Raw genomic sequence first — 20,490 nt, forward strand, 5'->3', positions numbered from 1 at the left:
CAATTCGAATTGAACAATGCTTTTATAGTCCAATAAATGTTCCGCAATCCGAGACAATCGACATTTCGCTGCATTTTTGTGTCGTCGACGCGACAATTCTGCTTCCGAATGCCAGTGTGTCGCGAGCCGGCGACACGCCGCCACCCCCTCCCTTCATCCGCTCACATGCGCGTCGGTTAGAATCGCGTGCAATCAAACAGAAAGCTTCCCTCCGAGGGCATCGAGCGATGAAGCAGCACAACAAACACAACAACACGAATTCAACCCGTCACACCACACGGCTGCTCTGGCGCATCGGCGCGGTCACTGCGCTCGGCGCTGCCGCGGCACTGTCGCTGCATGCGGGCGCCGCCCGCACGGTGAGCGTGTCGCCGCAGGGCACCGTCACCGAAGTCCGGCAAAGCGTCGTCAAGTTCGACGAACCGATGGTCGCGTTCGGTTCGGCGTCCGCGCCGAGTCCCGCGCGCATGACCTGCAACGACTCCACCGCCGCGCGCGGCCAGGGGCACTGGCTCGACGACAAAACCTGGGTCTACGATTTCGAGAACGACCTGCCGCCCGGCGTGCGCTGCTCCGTCGCGCTCAACGATACGCTGCGTTCGGTCGCCGGCAACGCGGTCAGCGGCCCGCGCCGCTTCACGTTTCAAACCGGCGGCCCGTTCCCTGTGACGGTGCGCCCCGGCTCGCGCGAGATCGAGGAGCGCCAGGTCTTCGTGCTGAAGCTGAACGGCCCGGCCGAGCCGCGCTCCGCGCTCGCGAACATCTGGTGCGAAGCGGTCGGCATCGGCAACCGCATCCCCGTCACGGCCGCCGACGACGATACCCGCAACGCGCTGCTCGATCACTTCGGGCTGAAGAAGGACGCCGCGCGCGTGCTGACGCTGTCGTGCGCGCAGGCGCTGCCCGCGAGCGCGAAGATGCAGCTCGTCTACGGCAAGGGCGTCGCGAGCCCGAGCGGCATCGCGAACGACACCGAGCGCCGCTTCGACTTCACCGTGCGCGCACCGTTCGCCGCGAGTTTCTCGTGCGAGCGCGAAAACGCGAAGGCGCCCTGCACGCCGCTGCGTCCGCTGACGTTGTCGTTCAATGCGCCGATCTCGCGCAAGAACGCCGAGGCGATCAAGCTGCGCGGCCCTGACGGCTCGCTTTCGCCGACCTTCGCGGCCGACGATCACAGCGACGAAGTGACCACCGTCACGTTCAACCCGCCGCTGCCCGCGCAGGCGAACCTGACGATCGAGCTGCCGTCCGGCCTGCGCGACGTGACGGACCGCTCGCTCGCGAACGCCGACCTGTTCCCGCTCGCGACGCGCACCGCGCCGATGCCGCCGCTCGCGAAATTCTCGTCGGGCACCTTCGGGATCGTCGAGCGATTCGCCGAACCGGATACGCCTGCGCTCGTGCCGGTCACGCTGCGCAACGTCGAGGCCGACCTGCATATCGCGGGCCTCAACACGAGCGGCGCGCAATTCTCGAACCTGAAGGTCGACGACGACACCGCGATCCGTCAATGGATGCGCACCGTCGAGCGCTTCGACAACTGGTCGATGACGGCCGGCACGATCGACGAGCGCATCCCGGGCCTGCTCCGGCGCAAAGGCCAGCACCCCGTCTACGTGCCGCTCCAGGCCGGCGAGAAGATGCCCGCGCCGCAGAACCGCCGCATCGACGTGCGCTCGCTGTCGCTGCTCACCGGCGAACCGGATGCGCAGGCACTGACGCTGCCGAAGGCCGATCCGAAGGCGCTGCGTCCGTTCGAGGTCGTCGGCGTGCCGATCGAAAAACCCGGCTTCTACGTGCTCGAACTCGCGTCGCCCGCGCTCGGCCGCTCGCTGCTCGCGAAGCCGTCGAGCATGTACGTGCGTACCACCGTGCTCGTCACGAACCTCGGCGTGCATCTGAAACAGGGCCGCGAGAACAACCTCGTATGGGTCACGACGCTCGACAAGGGCAAGCCCGTGCCGAACGCGCGAATCCGCGTGTCGGATTGCAACGGCGACGAAATCGCGTCCGGCAAGACCGACGCGCAAGGCCTGCTGAAGATCGACGGCGCATTCGAGCCGAAGCATGAATGCAGCCAGTCGGAACGCTTCGACGACTACTTCGTGTCGGCGCGCGTCGACGATCCCAAGACGGGCCCGGACATGGCGTTCGTCAGCTCGAACTGGAACCGCGGGATCGAATCGTGGCGCTTCAACGTGCCGACCGACACCGCCAGCGCGCCGACCGTGCGCGCGCATACGGTATTCGACCGCACGCTGCTGCGTGCCGGCGAAACCGTGTCGATGAAGCACTTCCTGCGCACCGAGACGCTGCAGAGCCTCACGTTCCCGGCGCAATACCCGACGCGCGTGACGATCCGCCATCTCGGCTCCGACCAGACCTACAAGCTGCCGCTCACGTGGTCGGCCGACCATAGCGCCGACACGCAGTTCACGCTGCCGCCCGCAGCGAAGCTCGGCGAGTACAGCGTGTCGCTCGAAGGTGGCCCTGACGATGCGCCGACCGCCAGCTACTACAGCGGCAGCTTCCGTGTCGAGGCGTTCCGCCTGCCGGTGCTCAAGGGGACGATCGGCGCGCGCGACGCGCAGAAGAGCCCGCTCGTCGCGGCCAAGGAAGCGCCGCTCGCGGTGCAGATCGACTACGTGTCGGGCGGCGGCGCATCGAACCTGCCCGTGCAGGTGTCCGCGCTGATGAAATGGGCGTCGCCGCCGTTCGCGGATCGCTTCGAGGACTTCAGCTTCACGCCGTATCGTCCTGAGCGCAGCGACGGCAATGCCGACGACGATGCGCAGGACGGCGACAGCGCATCGGCCGCGAACAACGATCCCGACTCGACCCGACTGATCGCGGACAAGCTGCCGCTGACGCTCGACCGCAACGGCGCGGGCACCGTCACGCTCAAGGGCCTGCCCGACGTCGACGCGCCGAAGCGCATCGCGCTCGAGGCGACGTTCGCGGACCCGAACGGCGAAGTGCAGACGATCCGCGGCGACACGATCCTGTGGCCGGCCGCGGTAGTGGCCGGCATCAAGGCCGGCCGCTGGGTGTCGGTCGGCCAGCGCGTGCCTGTGCAGGCGCTCGCGGTCGACCTGCAGGGCAAGCCGCGCGCATCGGTGCCGGTCGAGATCAAGGGCGTCGCGCACATCACGACGACGTCGCGCAAGCGGATGGTCGGCGGCTTTTACGCATACGACAACAAGAGCGACACGCGCGACCTCGGCGTGCTGTGCTCGGGCAAGACCGACGACAAGGGCCGCATGGCCTGCGACGCGACGCTCGAACAGGCTGGCAACATCCAGTTGATCGCGGTCGCGAAGGACGGCGACGGCCGCACGTCGAACGCGTCGACGTCCGTCTGGGTCACGCGCGAGGACGAACTCTGGTTCGGCGGCGACAACACCGACCGGATCGACGTGATCCCGGAGAAGACGTCTTACGAGGCGGGCGAAACGGCCCGCTTCCAGGTTCGCATGCCGTTCCGCTACGCAACCGCGCTCGTCGCGGTCGAACGCGGCGGTGTGATGGAAACGCACGTCGTCGAACTCAACGGCAAGAACCCGACCGTCGACCTGAAGGTCGGCGAGTCGTGGGGGCCGAACGTGTACGTGTCGGTGCTCGCGTTGCGCGGCCGGATTCGCGAAGTGCCGTGGTACTCGTTCTTCACCTGGGGCTGGAAGGCGCCGGTCGAATGGGCTCGCGCGTTCTGGCGCGAAGGCCGTCACTATGAAGCGCCGACCGCGTTCGTCGATCTGTCGAAGCCCGCGTTCCGCTATGGCCTCGGCGAGATCAAGGTCGGCACGGGCGTGCATCGTCTCGGCGTGTCCGTGACGACCGACGCGACGCGTTACACGGTGCGCGGCAAGGCGCAGGCGCACGTGAAGGTCACGCTGCCGAACGGCCAGCCAGCACCGGCCGGCACGCAGATCGCGGTCGCGGCCGTCGACGAGGCGCTGCTCGAGCTGATGCCGAACGACAGCTGGGACCTGCTCGACGCGATGCTGCAGCGACGCGCGTACGGCGTCGAGACGGCCACCGCGCAGATGGAAATCGTCGGTCGCCGCCACTTCGGCCGCAAGGCCGTGCCGGCCGGCGGCGGCGGCGGCAGCGCGCCGACACGCGAGCTGTTCGACACGCTGCTGCTGTGGAATCCACGCGTGACGCTCGACGCGAACGGCAGCGCGACCGTCGAAGTGCCGCTGAACGACGCGCTCACGCGCTTCCGGATCGTCGCGATCGCGGCGGTCGGCCCCGACCGCTTCGGCACCGGCAGCACGTCGATTCGCAGCACGCAGGATCTGCAGCTGATCTCCGGGCTGCCGCCGCTCGTGCGCGAAGGCGATGCGTTCCGCGCGCAGGTCACGCTGCGCAACACGACCGATCGCGCGATGCAGGTCGTCGTGACACCGCGCGTGACGGGCCTCGACGTCGCGCCGCAAACCGTGTCGCTCGCGGCCAATGCGGCGACGGAGGTGGCATGGACGATCACGGTGCCCGAGCAGGCGCTCGACGCGGCCGGCGCGCTGAACTGGCGCATCGAGGCGGCCGAGCAAGGCGGCAAGCGCGCGTCCGACGCGCTGGCCGTCGCGCAGAAGGTCGTGCCCGCGCTGCCGGTGACCGTGCAGCAAGCCACGCTCACGCAGGTCGACGGCACGCTGACGGTGCCCGTATCGGCTCCGGCCGGCGCCGTCAACAACGCACAGGGCGCGCCACGCGGCGGCATCGCCGTGTCGCTGCAGTCGAAGCTCGCCGACGGCCTGCCCGGCGTGCGGCGCTGGTTCGAGCGCTATCCGTACCGCTGCCTCGAACAGCAGACGTCGCGTGCGATCGGCCTGCACGACGCCGCGCAATGGCAGGCGCTGGTGGCGCGCATGCCCGTGTACCTCGACAGCGATGGCCTCGCGAGCTACTTCCCGCCGTCGTCCGACGATGCGCACTACGGCAGCCCGACGCTGTCGTCGTACCTGCTCGTGGTCGCCGACGAGGCCGGCCGCCTCGACCCGCGCTTCGCGCTGCCGGAAGACCTGCGCACGCAGCTCGAGGCCGGGCTCGCGCGCTTCGTCGACGGCCGCATCGAGCGCAACGCGTGGGCGCCGCGCCAGGATCGCGATCTGCGCAAGCTCGCCGCGATCGAGGCGCTGTCGCGTTACGGCGCCGCGCAGGGCCGCATGCTCGGTTCGATCGAGATCGCGCCGAACCAGTGGCCGACGTCGGCGTTGATCGACTATCACGCGATCCTCACGCGCGTGAAGGACATCCCGCAGCGTGACGAGAAACGCGCGCAGGTCGAGCAGATCCTGCGTGCGCGCCTCACGTATCAGGGCACGCAGCTCGTGTTCTCGACCGCGCGCGACGACGATCTGTGGTGGCTGATGACGAGCACCGAGACCAACGCCGCGCGTCTCGCGCTGGAATTCGCGGGTGACCCCGCGTGGAAGGACGAGATGCCGCGCATCGCGACCGGCCTGCTCGCACTCCAACGCCAAGGCGCGTGGCAGACGACGACGTCGAACGCGCTCGGCCAGCTCGCGATCGAGCGCTTCTCGCGCACCTACGAGAGCACGCCGGTGGCGGGCACGACGAAGGTCGCGCTCGGCGGCAACGAGCGCGCAATCTCGTGGTCGCAGGCGCCGGCACCCGCCGACGCACCCGCATCGGCCACCGCCGCGACCCGCGCCGCCGCCGCGCGCAGCGTGCTGATGCCGTGGCCGCGTGCGGCGCAGGCACCGGCCACGCTGTCCGTCACCCAGGACGGCACGGGCCGCCCGTGGGCGACCGTCGAAAGCCTCGCGGCCGTGCCGCTGCGCGCGCCGTTCGCGGCCGGCTACCGGATCACGAAGACCGTCACGCCCGTGTCGCCCGCCGTCAAGGGCGTGCTGACGCGCGGCGACGTCGTGCGCGTGCATCTCGACATCGATGCGCAGAGCGACATGACGTGGGTCGTCGTCAACGATCCGATCCCGTCCGGCGCGACGATCCTCGGCTCCGGCCTCGGTCGCGACTCCGAAGCCGCGACGCAGGGCGAGAAATCGCCGGACGGCGCATGGCCGGCGTTCATCGAACGCGACTTCGACGGCTACCGCGAGTATTACGACTATCTGCCGAAGGGCAAACTCTCGGTCGAATACACGGTGCGGCTGAACAACGTCGGCACCTTCGGGCTGCCGCCGACGCGCGTCGAGGCGCTGTACGCGCCGTCCGTGTATGGTCTGTGGCCGAACCCGCCGATGACCGTGAAGCCGGCCGACGCGGGCAAGTAACGAGTACGTGATGATCGATCGTGTATCGCCGCGGCCGGTGCGTTTCGCCGGCCGCGTATTCGTCGCCGTCGTGCTGGCCGCGCCGCTGGTCGCGCACGCGCTGCCCGGCTACGACGACGTGCGCCGCAACTGGCGCAGTTCCGACTGGGTGCTGCTCGCGCGCGACGGCACGCCGCTGCAACGCACGCGCGTCGACCTCACCGAACGGCGCGGCGACTGGGTCTCGCTCGCCGACGTGTCGCCCGCGTTCCGCGAGGCGATCGTCGTGTCCGAGGACAAGCGCTTCTACGCGCACAGCGGCGTCGACTGGCGCGGGATCGCCGGCGCGGCGTGGGGCAATTTGTGGAACGAGCGCACGCGCGGCGCGTCGACCGTGACGATGCAGCTCGCCGGGTTGCTCAGCGATTCGCCGCGCCGCTCGGGCCAGCGCTCGCTGCCGCAGAAGGCCACGCAGGCGATGAACGCGCTGCTGCTCGAGCGCGGCTGGCGCAAGGACCAGATCCTCGAGGCCTACCTGAATCTCGTGCCGTTCCGCGGCGAGACGGTCGGGCTCGCCGCGCTGTCGCAGGTGTTGTTCGGCAAGGCGCCGTCTGGTCTCGACGCGCGTGAAGCCGCGATCGCGGCCGCGCTGGTGCGCGCGCCCAACGCGGCAAGCGCGAAGGTCGCCGAGCGCGCGTGCCGGATCCTGCGCGACATGCACGCGGAACAGGCGTGCGCGTCGCTCGACGGCTACGTGCAGCTCGTGATCGCCCGCCCGGCCAACGCCGTGCGCGACGACGGCGCCGCCCTCGCCCCGCACTTCGCGCGCCGCATCGCGACCGAGGTCAGACCGGCGGCCGGCGCGCAGGTGCGCACGACGCTCGATGCGCCATTGCAGCGCTTCGCGCGCGACACGCTGACGCGCGCGCTGACCGAGCTCAACGCGCCCGCGCACCGGCGCAACGTGCAGGACGGCGCGGTCGTCGTGATCGACAACGCGACCGGCGAGATTCGCGCGTGGGTCGGTTCGTCGGGGGCGTTGTCGGGCGCGCGCGACGTCGACGCCGTGCTCGCGCCGCGCCAGGCCGGCTCGACGCTCAAGCCGTTCCTCTATGCGCAGGCGATCGACGAGAAACGGCTGACCGCCGCATCGCTGCTCGACGACGCACCGATCAACCTCGCGGCCGGTGGCGGACTCTACATTCCGCAGAACTACGACAAGGATTTCAAGGGCTGGGTGAGCGTGCGCAGCGCGCTCGGCGGCTCGCTGAACGTGCCGGCCGTGCGCACGCTCGTGCTCGTCACGCCGCACCGCTTCGCGCGCACGCTGACCGCGCTCGGCCTGCCGCTCGCGCAGGAAGGCGACTACTACGGCTTCAGCCTTGCGCTCGGCAGCGCGGACGTCACGCTGCTGTCGCTGACCAACGCATATCGCGCGCTCGCGAACGGCGGCGTCGCACGCCAGATCGTCGACCTGCCCGCGCCGTCGCCCGCTTCCGGCGCATCGACGTCGGGGCGCGCGGACAACGGCACGCGCGTTTTCAGCGAAGCGGCCAGCTTCGTCGTCACCGACATCCTCTCCGACAACAACGCGCGCGTGCGCACGTTCGGCTTCGACAACCCGCTCGCGACGCGCTTCTTCTCGGCGGTGAAGACCGGCACGAGCAAGGACATGCGCGACAACTGGACGGTCGGCTTCACGTCGCGCTATACGGTCGGCGTGTGGGTCGGCAATGCGGACGGCTCGCCAATGTGGGACGTGTCGGGGGTGACGGGCGCGTCGCCGGTGTGGTCGGCCGTCGTCGGCTACCTGCACCGCGACCTGCCGAGCCGGGCGCCACGTCCGCCGGCCGGTGTCGAAACGCGCCGCATCACGTTCGAGCGCGACGTCGAACCGTCGCGCGACGAGTGGTTCGTCGCGGGCACGGCGCTCGACACGATCCGGCTCGCGGCGCCCGTCACGCCGGGCAAGGACGGCGCGCGCACACCGCTGACGATCGGCGCGCCGACCGACGGCACGATCTTCGCGATCGATCCGGACATTCCGCCGAAGAACCAGCGGATCTGGTTCGAGCGGTCGTCCGGGCATGCCGCGCGGTTCGCGTGGCGGCTCGACGACAAGGTGATCGGGCACGCCGACCGCGTCGCGTGGATGCCGTGGCCGGGAAGGCACCGTCTCGAACTCGTCGACGCGCGCGGCAACGTGGCGGATGCGATCGGCTTCGAGGTACGCGGCGCGTTCGCGAAGCCGGCTGGGCGCAAGCCCTGAGCGCCCGTGCCGGCCGCTTACTGGCCTGCTGCGTTCGCCTTCGGCGGCTGATTGGAGAAGTCGATGACGGGTGCGGTCGAGATCGCGGCTTCGTTCGCGACGCTGAAGTTCGGACGCGGCTGGTAGCCGAAGATCCGCGCGATCACGACGCCCGGGAACTGGCGGATCTGCACGTTGTACTGCTGCACCGTCTTGATGTAGCGGCCGCGCGCGACCGCGATGCGGTTTTCGGTGCCTTCGAGCTGCGTCTGCAGATCACGAAACGCCTCGTTCGCCTTCAGTTCCGGATAACGCTCCGACACCACCATCAGCCGGCTCAGCGCGCCCGACAGTTCGCCCTGCCGCTGATCGAACGCCGCCAATGCGGCGGGATCCTTTGCCATCTCCGGCGTCATCTGCACGCTGCCCACGCGCGCGCGCGCCGACGCGACCTCGGTCAGCACGCGTTCCTCGTGCGACGCGTAGCCCTTTACCGACGCAGCAAGGTTCGGCACGAGGTCCGCACGACGCTGATACTGGTTCAGCACCTCCGACCACGCCGCGTTGACGTCTTCATCCGACGACTGGATCGCGTTGTAGCCGCAACCGGCGAGCGGCGCGAGCACGCAGCACACGAGCAGGATTCGAAACCATTTCATTGTTTGTGACTTCCGGTTGAACGCTCCGGCTGGAGCGGTAAGTTGAAAAGAAACGTTCGCCCTCGCGCCGCGCACGGCGGCTACCAGCGGCCCGATGCCCCGCCGCCGCCGCTCGAGCCGCCACCGCCGGTGAATGAATCGGACGAACTGGAGCTGGACGAATCCGAGCCGGACGATGGCCAATTGAACGACGAAGACGAGGACGTGGAGCGGGATGACGACCAATCGCTGCCCGTCAGTTTTTCGACGATCAACAGGATCCCCATCACCACGCAGAAGACCGTCAGCAGAACCTCACCGGGCGAATATCCCATCAGATGCCCGATCCAGATCAACGCCAGCAACGTCACGCCGATGATCGCCGTATTCTTCCGGACGCGTGCGGAGCGAACGAGAGCGATGCCGAGGAGCCACGCACAGTAACCCATGCTCGTCGCGACGATCCCCAGCCCACCCAGCATCGCGAACAGATCGCCTTCGAAAATCGCGCCGACCGGCAACATCGCAACCGGCACGATCGTCGCGACGAGAAAGCTGGCCGGCAACATCACCTGCCAACGCAGCTTGCGCCATTCGGTGACGACACCCAGCGCGACACCGGTCAGCCCGAGCAGTAACCAGAAAAGGAAGCTCCCGACGTCGGCTGAGGGTTTCTCCCGCAAGCCGTTCGACAACCGCTTCGCATCGCCGGACGTCGCACGCTGCGCGTCCTCGTCGGGCAGTGCGCTATCCGACGCCGCCATTTCAGGCGGCGTCATCTCGCGCACCAGTGCATCGACCGCATCGCTCACGCCGGCTTCGATACGCTTCTCGCGAAACGCCGGCACGATGCGTTCACGGATGATTCGCCCCGCGACGATGTCCGGAATCGCGTCTTCCAGGCCGTATCCGACCTCGATCCGCACGGTGCGATCGTTCAGTGCGGCGACCAGCAGCAGACCGTTGTCGATCTTGCTCGCGCCGAGACGCCATTTCTCGAACACCGTCGTCGCGAACTGCTCGATGGTCGCGTGGCCGGTCGACCCGACCAGCAAGATCGCCATCTGCACGCCGAGCCGGCGCTCGAGATCGGCGAGACGGTCGGTCAGCTCGGACGCACATGCGACACTGAGTACGCCCGTCATGTCGGTCACGCGGCCTGTCAGCGGCGGCGCTGCTTCGGGGTCGTTGGCGACGGGATAGGCGGCTGCGGTAGCCACGTTCATGCAGGCCGACGGCGCACCGGCCGCCAACGGAATCGCGCTGGCGTCAGCCGCCGGCGCGGCGAAGGCCGCGCTGCACAGAAACATCGCCCCGGCCAGCAGCACGGCCGCCACCGCCTTGCCGCGGATGCGGGCGGGCCGCGCCGCGTTGCGGGTCGTGCATGCCATCGATGCCGGATCGCCCTCGCAATCCGGGACGCGTGACCGCCGCGTCAGTCGTTTCAGGTTCATGTCGGAAACGGCGCGCCGGTTCCGTCGGGAATGGCGCGTTCTCTCGTCGTTTTTTGATCGTCCCGCAGCATAACCAATTGCGAAGGGAATCGAAAGGTTCCGGACCCGGGCGGTTGCCGATCGCGCTGGTGCAACGTGCTGCTCGCGCGAGCAGGTTTGACAAGACTCACCTGCCGGCACGCGCTCCCCGCGCTTTGTCGAGAAAGCGAGCATGCACCGCCGGAATCCGAGACCTAGAATATGAGCGACACCGCCTATCCGGCGTCCACCGGTTGCCACACTTGCCCATATGCCCGCGACCATGAACCTTCGCCATCCGCGCTTTCTCCGCCCCGCGCTGGGCACCGCCTGCGTCGCCGCCCTCGCGGCACTGGCCGGTTGTAACGGCGACGCCTGCTTCGGCGTCGATGTCTGCTTCAACGGCAACAACACGCAGACCGTCGCGCTGTCCGGCACGGCCGCCACAGGCTCGGCGCTTGCGAGCGCGTCGGTCACGGTCAGTTGCGCGCAAGGCTCGGCGACGACGCTGACCGACGGCGGCGGCAACTACCGCGTGACGGTGAACGCCGTGCTGCCGTGCGTGATCACCGTCGCATCGAGCGGCACGAGCCTGCACTCGCTCGCCTACGCGGGCGGCACCTTCAACACGACGCCCGAGACCGAGCTGATGCTCGTCTATCTCGCCGCGCAACTCGGTACGAACACGGCCGGGCTGATCGGTAATTTTCAGGGGAATGCGCACTTCCAGCAGGCGATGGGCAGCCCGAACACGGTGCAGGCCGCGCAATCGGCGGTCGTGACGAATCTGCAGCAGCGCTATTCGGTCACGCTGTCGACGCCGGCCTTCCTGACGACGCCGTTCGTGGTCGGTCAACCGGGCGTCGACAGCGATCTCGACGCGCTGGCCAAGGCCGGCGCGATCGATTCGAACGGAATGCCGGATCCGGCCGCGGTTTCGCTGCTGGCGCAGGCGGGCGCGGGGCACCCGCTGTGAGCGGCCGGCGTGCCGTTGCGGCACGCGCTTACGCAACCTCTAAGGCTTACGCGGCTTCCCCGCTCCCGCAAGCAACCCGCGCCGCCTGCTGCTGCGTGAGGTAGCGCAGCAGCTTCGTCACCATCCACACGACGATGAACGACAGCGCGACGAAGAATACCGCGAGCGGCGTCAGCACCTGCACCGACACGAAGCCGGCGAGGCCCATCATCGCGGACGACACGAGCAGCAGCGCGCACCCGAGGATCGCGCTCGTCAGCCCCGCGATATGCGGAAACAGCGAATTGCCCTTGGCCATCAGCGTCGGATACATCGCGCCCGCGCAGAAACCCATCACGAGCACCGGCGTCGCGAGCGTCCACACGCGCAGGCCGACGGTCAGCGCCAGCATCAGCATCGCAACCGCCGCGCCCGCCATCACGCGTGCGCCGATGCGCAACCGCTGCTCGGCACTCGGCAGCCCGCGCCCGTGAATCCGGTTCGACAGCCCGCCGAGGAAATACATCAGCCCGATCCCAAGCGCGAGATAGCCGAAGTAGGTCGGCGGCTTGTGCAGCGTGGTCTGCACCATGAACGGCCCGACGATGTTGAACACCAGCAGGATGCTGTAGCACAGCCCCTGCGCGAGGAAGCAGCTCTGAAACACCGGGCTCGCGAGCACCTTGCCCGCGTTCGCCATCAGCGTGCGCGGCTCGAGATGGACCGGCTTCGGCAAGGTTTCGCGATAGCGCCAGAGCAGCGCCCACATCACCAGCGAGTACACCAGCAGGAACACGAGGCACGCGCGCCAGCCGAACCATTCCTGCAGGTGCGCGCCGATCACCGGCGCGATGATCGGTGCAAGCCCCCACGCGATCGACATGTACGTAAACGCGTGCATCAGCGCCTGGCCCGAGAACGAGTCGGTGATGATCGCCTTCGCGAGCAGGTTCGTGGTCGCGATCCCGAAGCCCTGCAGGCAGCGCGCGAGCACGAACGTCTCCAGGTTCGGCGCGCCGAGCGACAGCAGGCAGCCGATCGTGTAGATGACGAGCCCGAACGCGAGCACGCGCTTGCGCCCGTACGCATCGGCGACGGGGCCGAAGATCAGCTGGCCGAGCGCATAGGCGGCCATGTAGCCGGATACGCTCGACTGGATCGCCTGCGGCGTCGTCGCGAACGAGCGCGCCATGTCGGGCAGCGCGGGCACATAGATGTCGATCGCGAGTTGGCCGGCGGAGGCGAACAGGCAGATCAGGAACAACAGGAAGCGCGGCGAGTTCGATTCGCGCGCGGGGGTGAGCGAGGCGTTCATGACAACCGGGAAAGATTCGGACGGCGGCGGCACGCGCCGTGCTGTTCGAACGACGAACAACGGTGCGCGGCGAAGTGCGTATTGTGCCTGTTGTTGCGCAGCGCGACAGGAATCCCATGGCGCGGGCACGGTTGAATGCCGATTTCGGCACAGTCGGCAACTGACGAACCGGCATTGCGCCGGCCGGAAATCAAGGTCTCACGCACGCTTGCGCCGCGCCAGGGATCGGGCCAGAAACGGAAGCCGCCGGCAGGTGCCGGCGGTCTTTTTATTTGCGGTGCGATACGCCGACGACGCGTCGATCAGTACTGTGCCTGATCCGTCGGATTCCTGAACAGCTGCTTCATCTCCGGCGACAGCGGATAATTGAGGCTCACGCCCTTCGGCGGAATCGGCTGCATGAACCACTGGTCGTAGAGCTTCTCGGCCGCGCCGGAGGTCTGCATCTTCGCGATCACGCCATCGACCACGTGCTTGAACGCCGGATCGTCCTTGCGCATCATACATGCGTAGTTTTCGTGAACGAGCGGCGTGCCCGTCACCGTGTACGCACCCGGATTGCGGTCCTTCGCGATCTCGCCGTACAGCAGCGGCTCGTCCATCACGAACGCGACCGCGCGCCCCGTCGTGACGTTCATGAACGCTTCGGCGTGGTCCTTCGCGCTGATGATCGTCATGTTCATCCCCTTCTCCTCGTTGAGCTTGCGCAGCAGGCGCTCGTCCGACGTACCGGCCGTCGTCGCGACCGTCTTGCCGGCCAGGTCCGCAAAGTCCTTCACGCCGGAATCCTTGCGCGTGCTGAAGCGGATTCCGTACAAAAAAATACTGTTCGAGAACGCGGCCTGCTTCTGCCGCTCCAGCGTGTTGGTCGTCGACCCGCACTCGAAGTCGATCGTGCCGTTCTGCAGCAGTGGAATCCGGTTCTGCGACGTGATCGGGATTTCCTTCACCGTCAGGTCCGGCGCCTTCAGCTCGGCCTTGAGCGCGTCGATGATGCGCGCCGCGATGTCGCGCGAGTAACCGATGTTCTTCTGCTGGTTGTCCGAATACGAGAACGGCACCGACGATTCGCGGATACCCAGCGACACGATGCCCGTGTCCTTGATCTTCTTCAGCGTGCCGGTGAGCGCCTGCGCGTGCGCGGTGCCCGCCAGCGCGCAGGTCAGTGCGACGGCCAGCCAACGGAAGCGGCGATCCATGCTTTTCTCCTGACGAAACGTTGATCGAATCGCGATCGTACGCCCGACAAAATTCGCACCTCATCAGGGAAAGCGCAAAGCGCCCTCCGTCGATGCCACCGGCGAACAATCGTTTCCGTGGCGCGCAAAAGCGCCCGCGCCGCGCGTTTCGCCCGGTCAACCGCCTCCAATCTTGCACTGCGTGAACAGATCATCCGTTCCAAACGCGCGTTCATGCTGCAATGCAGCGAGGCAATCGTTTGCGTGTCGCGCATTTTTCACACAAAACATATTCAAGAAGCCGCCTCATCGGCCGTTACCCAGTGCATGGCGCGTCGCAGCAGTCTGCACGTGCCCGATAAAAAACAGGTCCGGTTTACGCCGGGCAGGCACGGCCGCCAGCACGACGGTCATCTACGAGGATCGAGTTTCACCATGAGAGCCAAACGATTCAATTTCGCGCTGGCCCGCTCCGCTCATGCGCGCATGCTCGCCGGCATGCTGTCTGCCGCGGCCCTGCTTCCGATCGCCGGTTGCGGCGGCGGTGGCGGCGACGGCAGCAATCCCTCTTCTTCCAATGCAGCGCCGGCCCCCTCGCCGGCGCCCTCCCCAACCCCGACGACCCCGCCCGCGACCAACGGCAACAATGCATGCACGACGCAGCAGGCCGCCGTGCAGATGGCCGCCCAGACGACCGTGCCCATCGAGCCGCCGGTCGATCACCTGATCGTCCGGCTGAAGACGCCGACTGCCGCGCGCGCGATGGCGGCCCTCGACACCGGCACGCGGCTCGACGCGGTGATCCATCGCTCGATGACGCGCTGGACAGCGCCGACGTCGACCGGCGCCGCACGGACGTATGCCGCCGTGACGACATCGCAGGCACCGCTGAACGTGCAGGTCGAGCGAACCCTGTCGGACGGCGCGGCCGTGCTGTCCATCGGCCAGCGCATCGCATCCGACGACGCGGCGGCGCTCGCGCAGGCGTTCGCGGCCGACGGCGACGTCGACTACGCGGAACCCGATCACCCGATGCGAATCCGCGACACGCCGAGCGACCCCGCATATGCCCAGCAGTGGTATCTGTCCGACGCCAGCGTCGGCATCAACGCGCCGCCCGCGTGGACGCGGACCAAGGGTGCACCGACCGTCGTCACGGCCGTGCTCGACACCGGCTACCGGCCGCACCCCGACCTCGTCGGCAATCTGCTGCCCGGCTACAGCTTCATCTCGAACGCCAACACCAGCAACAACGGTCAGACGCGCGGCACCGATGCAACCGATCCGGGCGACTGGGTCACGCAGCAGGAACTGGACGACACCAGCGGCCCGTACTATCACTGCGCGAGCGAGCCGAGCACCAGCAGCTGGCACGGCACGCGCGTGATGGGCGTGATCGGCGCCGCCGCCAACAACGGCATCGGCGTCGCCGGCGTGTCGTGGCTCGGCCGGATCCTGCCGGTGCGCGTGCTCGGCAAGTGCGGCGGCAAGACGAGCGACATCGCGGACGCGATGCGCTGGGCAGCCGGCATCCCGGTCGCCGGCGTGCCGACGAACCCGAATCCCGCGAAGATCATCAACCTGAGCCTGGGCGGCGTCGGCGCGTGCAGCGCGACGTTCCAGCAGGCGATCGACGATGTGAACGCGAAGGGCGTGACCGTCGTCGTCGCCGCCGGCAACGATGGCCTGTCGACCGCGCTCGACCAGCCGGCGAACTGCCGCGGCGTGATCACCGTCGCCGCGACCGACGCGACCGGGCGCCGCGCGTCGTTCAGCAACTTCGGCTCCGACGTCGCGCTGAGCGCGCCGGGCGTCAACATCCTGTCGACGGCCAATAGCGGTAAGACGACACCGGACACGGACACGTACGGCACCGCGAGCGGCACGAGCCTCGCGACACCGCAGGTGACGGGCATCGTCGGGCTGATGCTGTCGGTGAACGGCAACCTCACGCCCGCGCAGATCCAGCAGAAGCTGCAAGGCGGCGCACGTGCGGCGATGCTGCCGGCCAGCACGTCGTGCACCGCGCTGCCGGCCGGTTCCGGTATCGCGGATGCGGGCGCTGCCGTCACGGCGTCCACGCAGTAACCGGTACGTCGCCCCGATGCAACCGCGCGCATGCCTGCCTGGCATGCGCGCGTTTTTTTCGTTCGCAAAGCCAGCGTCGTCGCACCGACGTATTGCAGAAATTGCCTGAAAAAAGGGCGGAAAAAGGGTTGACGCTTCGCACGACGACCCATTACCATCGCCCCCGTCTGATTACATGGAGTGTTCTGTGAACACCGATGCGAGTTGTAGTTGGTCCTCGACCAACTTGACTGCTGCCTGAGGAAACCGCGCAGAGCCTCGTCTTCTGCCGCATCCCGGGAAGCAGGATGCGGCGCCCTTCCGGCCTGACCGGCCAGAATCCCCCGCCGATTTTTTCGATATCGCCGAACGTTCGCGCTGCGCAACCGTGCGTTGTCGCGCGCATACGTTCGCGCCGCACGCAGCGCACGCTGCGTGCGTGTTCCGTTCGCGTGCCGTCCGGCCGCGCGCCCTCACGCGTGCGCGGCTACCGATCGCCCGTGCCGCCCACCCGCAACCGACAGGAGTGCAGATGAACTCAGACGACAGTAGTCGATTACCGCTCGCCGGTGCGACGCCGCGCTTCGTCCCTCGGACCGCACTCCGCGCGCCGGCGAGCCTTCCTCCCTTCACCGATCCACAGCCGATCGCGCCCGGCGCGACGCGGCGGGGAGCGTTCGTGCGTCGATAACGTCACGGTCGCTTCCCGCCCGCCGCCGCGTGCGCAAGGAGCGATTCATGACACAACGAAACACCTCGCAAAAGAAACAGCGCGGCTTCATCAACGCCGGCCCCGGTCAGCAGAACGAACCGCGTGTCATGCGCGCCGCGCAGGAAGCGGCCCGCCCGCTCGAAGAAACCTTCAAGTCGCTGCATACCAGCATGCGCGGTCTCACCTACGGGCAGGCCGCCGACCGTCTGCAGCACGACGGCCCGAACGAAATCGCGCACGACAAGCCACCGCACTGGACGCGTCAGTTGCTGCATGCGTTCCACAATCCGTTCGTCTACGTGCTGCTGGTGCTGGCCGCGATCAGCTTCTTCACCGACGTCTATTTCGCGGCACCTGACGATCGCGACTACGTCGGCATGACGATCCTGCTGGCGATGGTCACGATCAGCGCGTTGCTGCGCTTCGTGCAGGAATTCCGGTCGCTGCGCGCGGCCGAAAAGCTCAAGGCGATGGTCCGCACGACGGCGACCGTGCAGCGCGCGGTGACCGACACGTCCGAGCCGGCGCGCCGCGAGGTGCCGATGCGCGAAGTGGTGGTCGGAGACATCGTGCATCTGTCGGCCGGCGACATGATCCCCGCCGACGTGCGTCTGCTCGCGTCGCGCGACCTGTTCATCAGCCAGGCCGTGCTGACCGGCGAAGCGCTGCCGGTCGAGAAATACGACACGCTCGGCGCGGTCGCCGGCAAGTCGGCCCACGCGGGCATGGCGGGCGCGCCGGGCGCGGCGAACGACGCGTCGACGTCGCTGCTCGATCTCGAGAACGTGTGCTTCATGGGCACCAACGTGGTCAGCGGCACGGCGACGGCCGTGGTCGTCGCGACCGGCGAGGACACGTATTTCGGATCGCTCGCGCGCAACGTCGTGAGCCACAAGCGTATCGAGACGAGCTTTGACCGCGGCGTCGCGAGCGTGAGCTGGCTGCTGATCAGGTTCATGTTCGTGATGGTGCCGATCGTGTTCATGATCAACGGCCTGACCAAGGGCGACTGGCTGAGCGCGCTCACGTTCGCGCTCGCGGTGGCCGTCGGCCTCACGCCCGAGATGCTGCCGATGATCGTCAGCGCGAACCTCGCGCGCGGCGCGATCGCGATGGCGCGCCGCAAGGTCGTCGTGAAGCGGCTGAACTCCGTGCAGAACTTCGGCGCGATGGACGTGCTGTGCACCGACAAGACCGGCACGCTCACGCAGGACAAGATCATCCTCGAACATCATCTCGACCTGTCCGGCCACCGGAACGAGGACATCCTGCGGCTCGGCTGGCTGAACAGCTTCCATCAGAGCGGCCAGAAGAACCTGATCGACATCGCGGTGGTCGCGCGCGCCGACGAGATCGGCGAGCGCGTGAAGCCGCAGGGCTACAGGAAGATCGACGAGTTGCCGTTCGACTTCGTGCGCCGCCGCCTGTCGGTCGTTGTCGAGGACACGCACGGCGCACACCTGCTGATCTGCAAGGGCGCGGTGGAGGAAATGCTCGCGGTATCGACCCACGTGCAGGACGAGCATGGCGTGCGTCCGCTCGACTTCGTCGCGCGCAAGCGGCTGCTCGAACAGGCAAACGCCTACAACGAGGACGGCTTCCGCGTGCTGGTGCTCGCGACGCGCGCGATCCCGCGCGGCGACGAACGCGAACAGTACCGCACCGCCGACGAGCGCGACCTCGTCGTGCGCGGCTTCCTGACCTTCCTCGATCCGCCGAAGGAATCGGCCGCACCGGCGCTCGCCGCGCTGCGCGAGAACGGCGTGTCGGTGAAGGTGCTGACGGGCGACAACCCGACCGTCACGATGAAGGTGTGCCGCCAGGTCGGCCTCGAACCGGGCAAGCCGGTGCTCGGCGCTGAAATCGAGACGCTCGACGACGCGACGCTCGCGCAGGTCGTCGAACGCACGACGGTGTTCGCGAAGCTCACGCCGTTGCAGAAGGCGCGCATCGTGAAGGCGCTGCAGGCGAACGGCCACACGGTCGGCTTCCTCGGCGACGGCATCAACGACGCACCCGCGCTGCGCGACGCCGACGTCGGCATTTCGGTCGACAGCGGCGCCGACATCGCGAAGGAAACCGCCGACATCATCCTGCTCGAAAAGAGCCTGATGGTGCTCGAGGAAGGCGTGATCAAGGGCCGCGAGACGTTCGGCAACATCCTGAAGTACCTGAACATGACGGCCAGCTCGAACTTCGGCAACGTGTTCTCGGTGCTCGTCGCCAGCGCGTTCCTGCCGTGGGAGCCGATGCTCGCGACCCAGTTGCTCGTGCTGAACCTGATCTACGACACATCGCAGATGCTGCTGCCGTGGGACAAGATGGATCCGGAGTTCCTGAAGAAGCCGCGCAAGTGGGAAGCCGGCAACATCGGCCGCTTCATGCTGTGGGTCGGGCCGACGTCGTCGGTGTTCGACATCACGACCTACGTGCTGATGTGGACCGTGTTCGGCGCGGGCGCGATGTATCACCTGCACGGCGCCTCGGGCGGCCAGATCGTGATGAACTCGGGCTGGTTCATCGAGAGCCTTGTATCGCAGACGCTCGTCGTGCACCTGCTGCGCACGCAGAAGATTCCGTTCCTGCAGAGCACGGCCGCGCTGCCGGTGCTGCTGTCGACGTTCACCGCGATCGCGATCGGCTGCTGGCTGCCGTTCTCGCCGTTCGCTGATTCGCTCGGCTTCATGCACCTGCCGGGCACCTACTGGCTGTGGCTCTCCGCGACGATGGTCGGCTACATCCTGCTCGCGCAGATCGTCAAGACGATCTATGTGCGTCGCTACAAGCAGTGGTTCTGATTTCCTCCGAACGACGGCGTGCCGGCCCGCATGGGCGGCACGCCCACGACGCACTACAGGTGACGTGATGAAAAGAAGAATGCTTCCGCTCGCGGCCGCGAGCGCCCTCCTCGCGCCGCTGGATGCCTACGCGGCGCATCCGCTCGTCAGCGACGACACGGGCACGCAGGGCAATACAAATTGGCAGTTCGAATTCAACGGCGAGGAAACCTCGAAACAGGACGAGAACGGCCGCCATCAGTTGTGGAACGCGACGCTCACGCGCGGGTTCGGAGAGCACGTCGATCTCTACGTGAGCGCGCCTTACACACATCTCCAAACGCGCACCGACGACAACGGCGCGGGCATCGGCGATGTCGAGATCGGCATGAAATGGCGCTTCGTCGAACGCGGGCCGCTGTCGCTCGCGCTGAAACCGAAGGTGACGATGCCGACCGGCAACGACGGTCGCGGGCTCGGCACCGGCCGTGTCGGCGCCGGCGCGACGCTGCTCGCGCAAGCCGACGTCGCACGCTTTTCGCTGCTCGCGAATGCGGGCCTCGCCTACCAGCCGAATCGCCAGGGCGATCTGCGCTCGTTCTGGGCCGTGTCGGCCGCGGCGCTCTACAAGGCAACCGACAAGCTGCAGTTCGTCGCGGACATCGGCCTGTCGCGCAACACCGAAAGCACGACCGGCGCAAATCCGGCGTTCGTGATCGCGGGTGCGATCTACTCGCCGAGGCGCTGGCTCGATCTCGACATCGGCTACCGGCACGGGCTGAACGACCAGACCTACCGTCGTTCCGTCATGGGTGGGGTAACGGCGCGGTGGTGATGCCGTGACGATGCGGCCGACGCCGCATGTCTGACCGTACCGCGACGGGCCGCC

General features: G+C 67.7%; 11 protein-coding genes. 7 read left to right on the forward strand and 4 right to left on the reverse strand.

Annotated elements, in window-relative coordinates; translation table 11 throughout:
• The first annotated feature begins 227 nt into the window (after nucleotides 1-227).
• Nucleotides 228-6,260 (forward strand): alpha-2-macroglobulin family protein, encoded by a 6,033-nt coding sequence (locus tag WS87_RS24160; RefSeq protein ID WP_059819260.1) that lies wholly within the window; start codon nucleotides 228-230, stop codon nucleotides 6,258-6,260.
• Between the two features lie 10 nt (nucleotides 6,261-6,270).
• On the forward strand, nucleotides 6,271-8,508 hold the full coding sequence (pbpC, locus tag WS87_RS24165; RefSeq protein WP_059819261.1) for a penicillin-binding protein 1C: 2,238 nt from the start codon (nucleotides 6,271-6,273) through the stop codon (nucleotides 8,506-8,508).
• A gap of 17 nt (nucleotides 8,509-8,525) precedes the next feature.
• Here pbpC and WS87_RS24170 read toward each other — a convergent pair whose 3' ends face one another.
• Both WS87_RS24170 and WS87_RS24175 read right to left on the reverse strand, forming a co-directional pair.
• Nucleotides 8,526-9,146, reverse strand: a complete 621-nt coding sequence (locus WS87_RS24170) for a LemA family protein (protein ID WP_059691292.1) — start codon at nucleotides 9,144-9,146, stop codon at nucleotides 8,526-8,528.
• An 80-nt stretch (nucleotides 9,147-9,226) separates the two neighbouring features.
• Nucleotides 9,227-10,792, reverse strand: a complete 1,566-nt coding sequence (locus WS87_RS24175; protein WP_159085704.1) for a TPM domain-containing protein — start codon at nucleotides 10,790-10,792, stop codon at nucleotides 9,227-9,229.
• 88 nt (nucleotides 10,793-10,880) lie between these two features.
• Here WS87_RS24175 and WS87_RS24180 point away from each other — a divergent pair, with 88 nt between their 5' ends.
• The gene (locus tag WS87_RS24180) at nucleotides 10,881-11,573 is read left to right on the forward strand and encodes a hypothetical protein (protein ID WP_059534011.1); all 693 of its coding nucleotides are present in this window, start codon (nucleotides 10,881-10,883) and stop codon (nucleotides 11,571-11,573) included.
• Between the two features lie 46 nt (nucleotides 11,574-11,619).
• On the opposite strand, the gene WS87_RS24185 is transcribed toward WS87_RS24180, so the two are convergent.
• Complete coding sequence (locus tag WS87_RS24185; RefSeq protein WP_059819263.1) at nucleotides 11,620-12,867, reverse strand: multidrug effflux MFS transporter; 1,248 nt, start codon at nucleotides 12,865-12,867, stop codon at nucleotides 11,620-11,622.
• Nucleotides 12,868-12,905: 38 nt separating this feature from the next.
• Between WS87_RS24185 and WS87_RS34475 the strand changes: the two genes are divergently transcribed.
• A complete protein-coding gene (locus WS87_RS34475) occupies nucleotides 12,906-13,031 on the forward strand; it encodes a hypothetical protein (RefSeq protein WP_257792234.1) in 126 nt (41 codons plus the stop codon).
• A gap of 138 nt (nucleotides 13,032-13,169) precedes the next feature.
• On the opposite strand, the gene WS87_RS24190 is transcribed toward WS87_RS34475, so the two are convergent.
• Entirely contained in the window at nucleotides 13,170-14,066 is an 897-nt protein-coding gene (locus WS87_RS24190; protein WP_059819264.1) for a glutamate/aspartate ABC transporter substrate-binding protein, read from the reverse strand.
• A gap of 414 nt (nucleotides 14,067-14,480) precedes the next feature.
• Here WS87_RS24190 and WS87_RS24195 point away from each other — a divergent pair, with 414 nt between their 5' ends.
• The 3 genes from WS87_RS24195 (at nucleotide 14,481) to WS87_RS24210 (ending at nucleotide 20,436) form a co-directional block, all read left to right on the forward strand.
• On the forward strand, nucleotides 14,481-16,133 hold the full coding sequence (locus WS87_RS24195; RefSeq protein ID WP_059819265.1) for a S8 family peptidase: 1,653 nt from the start codon (nucleotides 14,481-14,483) through the stop codon (nucleotides 16,131-16,133).
• A 717-nt stretch (nucleotides 16,134-16,850) separates the two neighbouring features.
• A complete protein-coding gene (gene mgtA / locus WS87_RS24205) occupies nucleotides 16,851-19,622 on the forward strand; it encodes a magnesium-translocating P-type ATPase (protein ID WP_082750659.1) in 2,772 nt (923 codons plus the stop codon).
• Nucleotides 19,623-19,689: 67 nt separating this feature from the next.
• Nucleotides 19,690-20,436, forward strand: a complete 747-nt coding sequence (locus WS87_RS24210) for a transporter (RefSeq protein ID WP_082750660.1) — start codon at nucleotides 19,690-19,692, stop codon at nucleotides 20,434-20,436.
• Nucleotides 20,437-20,490 lie beyond the last annotated feature (54 nt).

Origin of the sequence: Burkholderia sp. MSMB0856 (assembly GCF_001524645.2) — a bacterium.
Classification (GTDB): domain Bacteria; phylum Pseudomonadota; class Gammaproteobacteria; order Burkholderiales; family Burkholderiaceae; genus Burkholderia; species Burkholderia diffusa.

Coding starts and splice junctions, on each gene's coding strand:
- WS87_RS24160 (WP_059819260.1), top strand. CDS start 228: ATGAAGCAGCACAACAAACACAACAACACGAATTCAACCCGTCACACC.
- pbpC (WP_059819261.1), top strand. CDS start 6,271: ATGATCGATCGTGTATCGCCGCGGCCGGTGCGTTTCGCCGGCCGCGTA.
- WS87_RS24170 (WP_059691292.1), bottom strand. CDS start 9,146: ATGAAATGGTTTCGAATCCTGCTCGTGTGCTGCGTGCTCGCGCCGCTC.
- WS87_RS24175 (WP_159085704.1), bottom strand. CDS start 10,792: ATGCTCGCTTTCTCGACAAAGCGCGGGGAGCGCGTGCCGGCAGGTGAG.
- WS87_RS24180 (WP_059534011.1), top strand. CDS start 10,881: ATGAACCTTCGCCATCCGCGCTTTCTCCGCCCCGCGCTGGGCACCGCC.
- WS87_RS24185 (WP_059819263.1), bottom strand. CDS start 12,867: ATGAACGCCTCGCTCACCCCCGCGCGCGAATCGAACTCGCCGCGCTTC.
- WS87_RS24190 (WP_059819264.1), bottom strand. CDS start 14,066: ATGGATCGCCGCTTCCGTTGGCTGGCCGTCGCACTGACCTGCGCGCTG.
- WS87_RS24195 (WP_059819265.1), top strand. CDS start 14,481: ATGAGAGCCAAACGATTCAATTTCGCGCTGGCCCGCTCCGCTCATGCG.
- mgtA (WP_082750659.1), top strand. CDS start 16,851: ATGACACAACGAAACACCTCGCAAAAGAAACAGCGCGGCTTCATCAAC.
- WS87_RS24210 (WP_082750660.1), top strand. CDS start 19,690: ATGAAAAGAAGAATGCTTCCGCTCGCGGCCGCGAGCGCCCTCCTCGCG.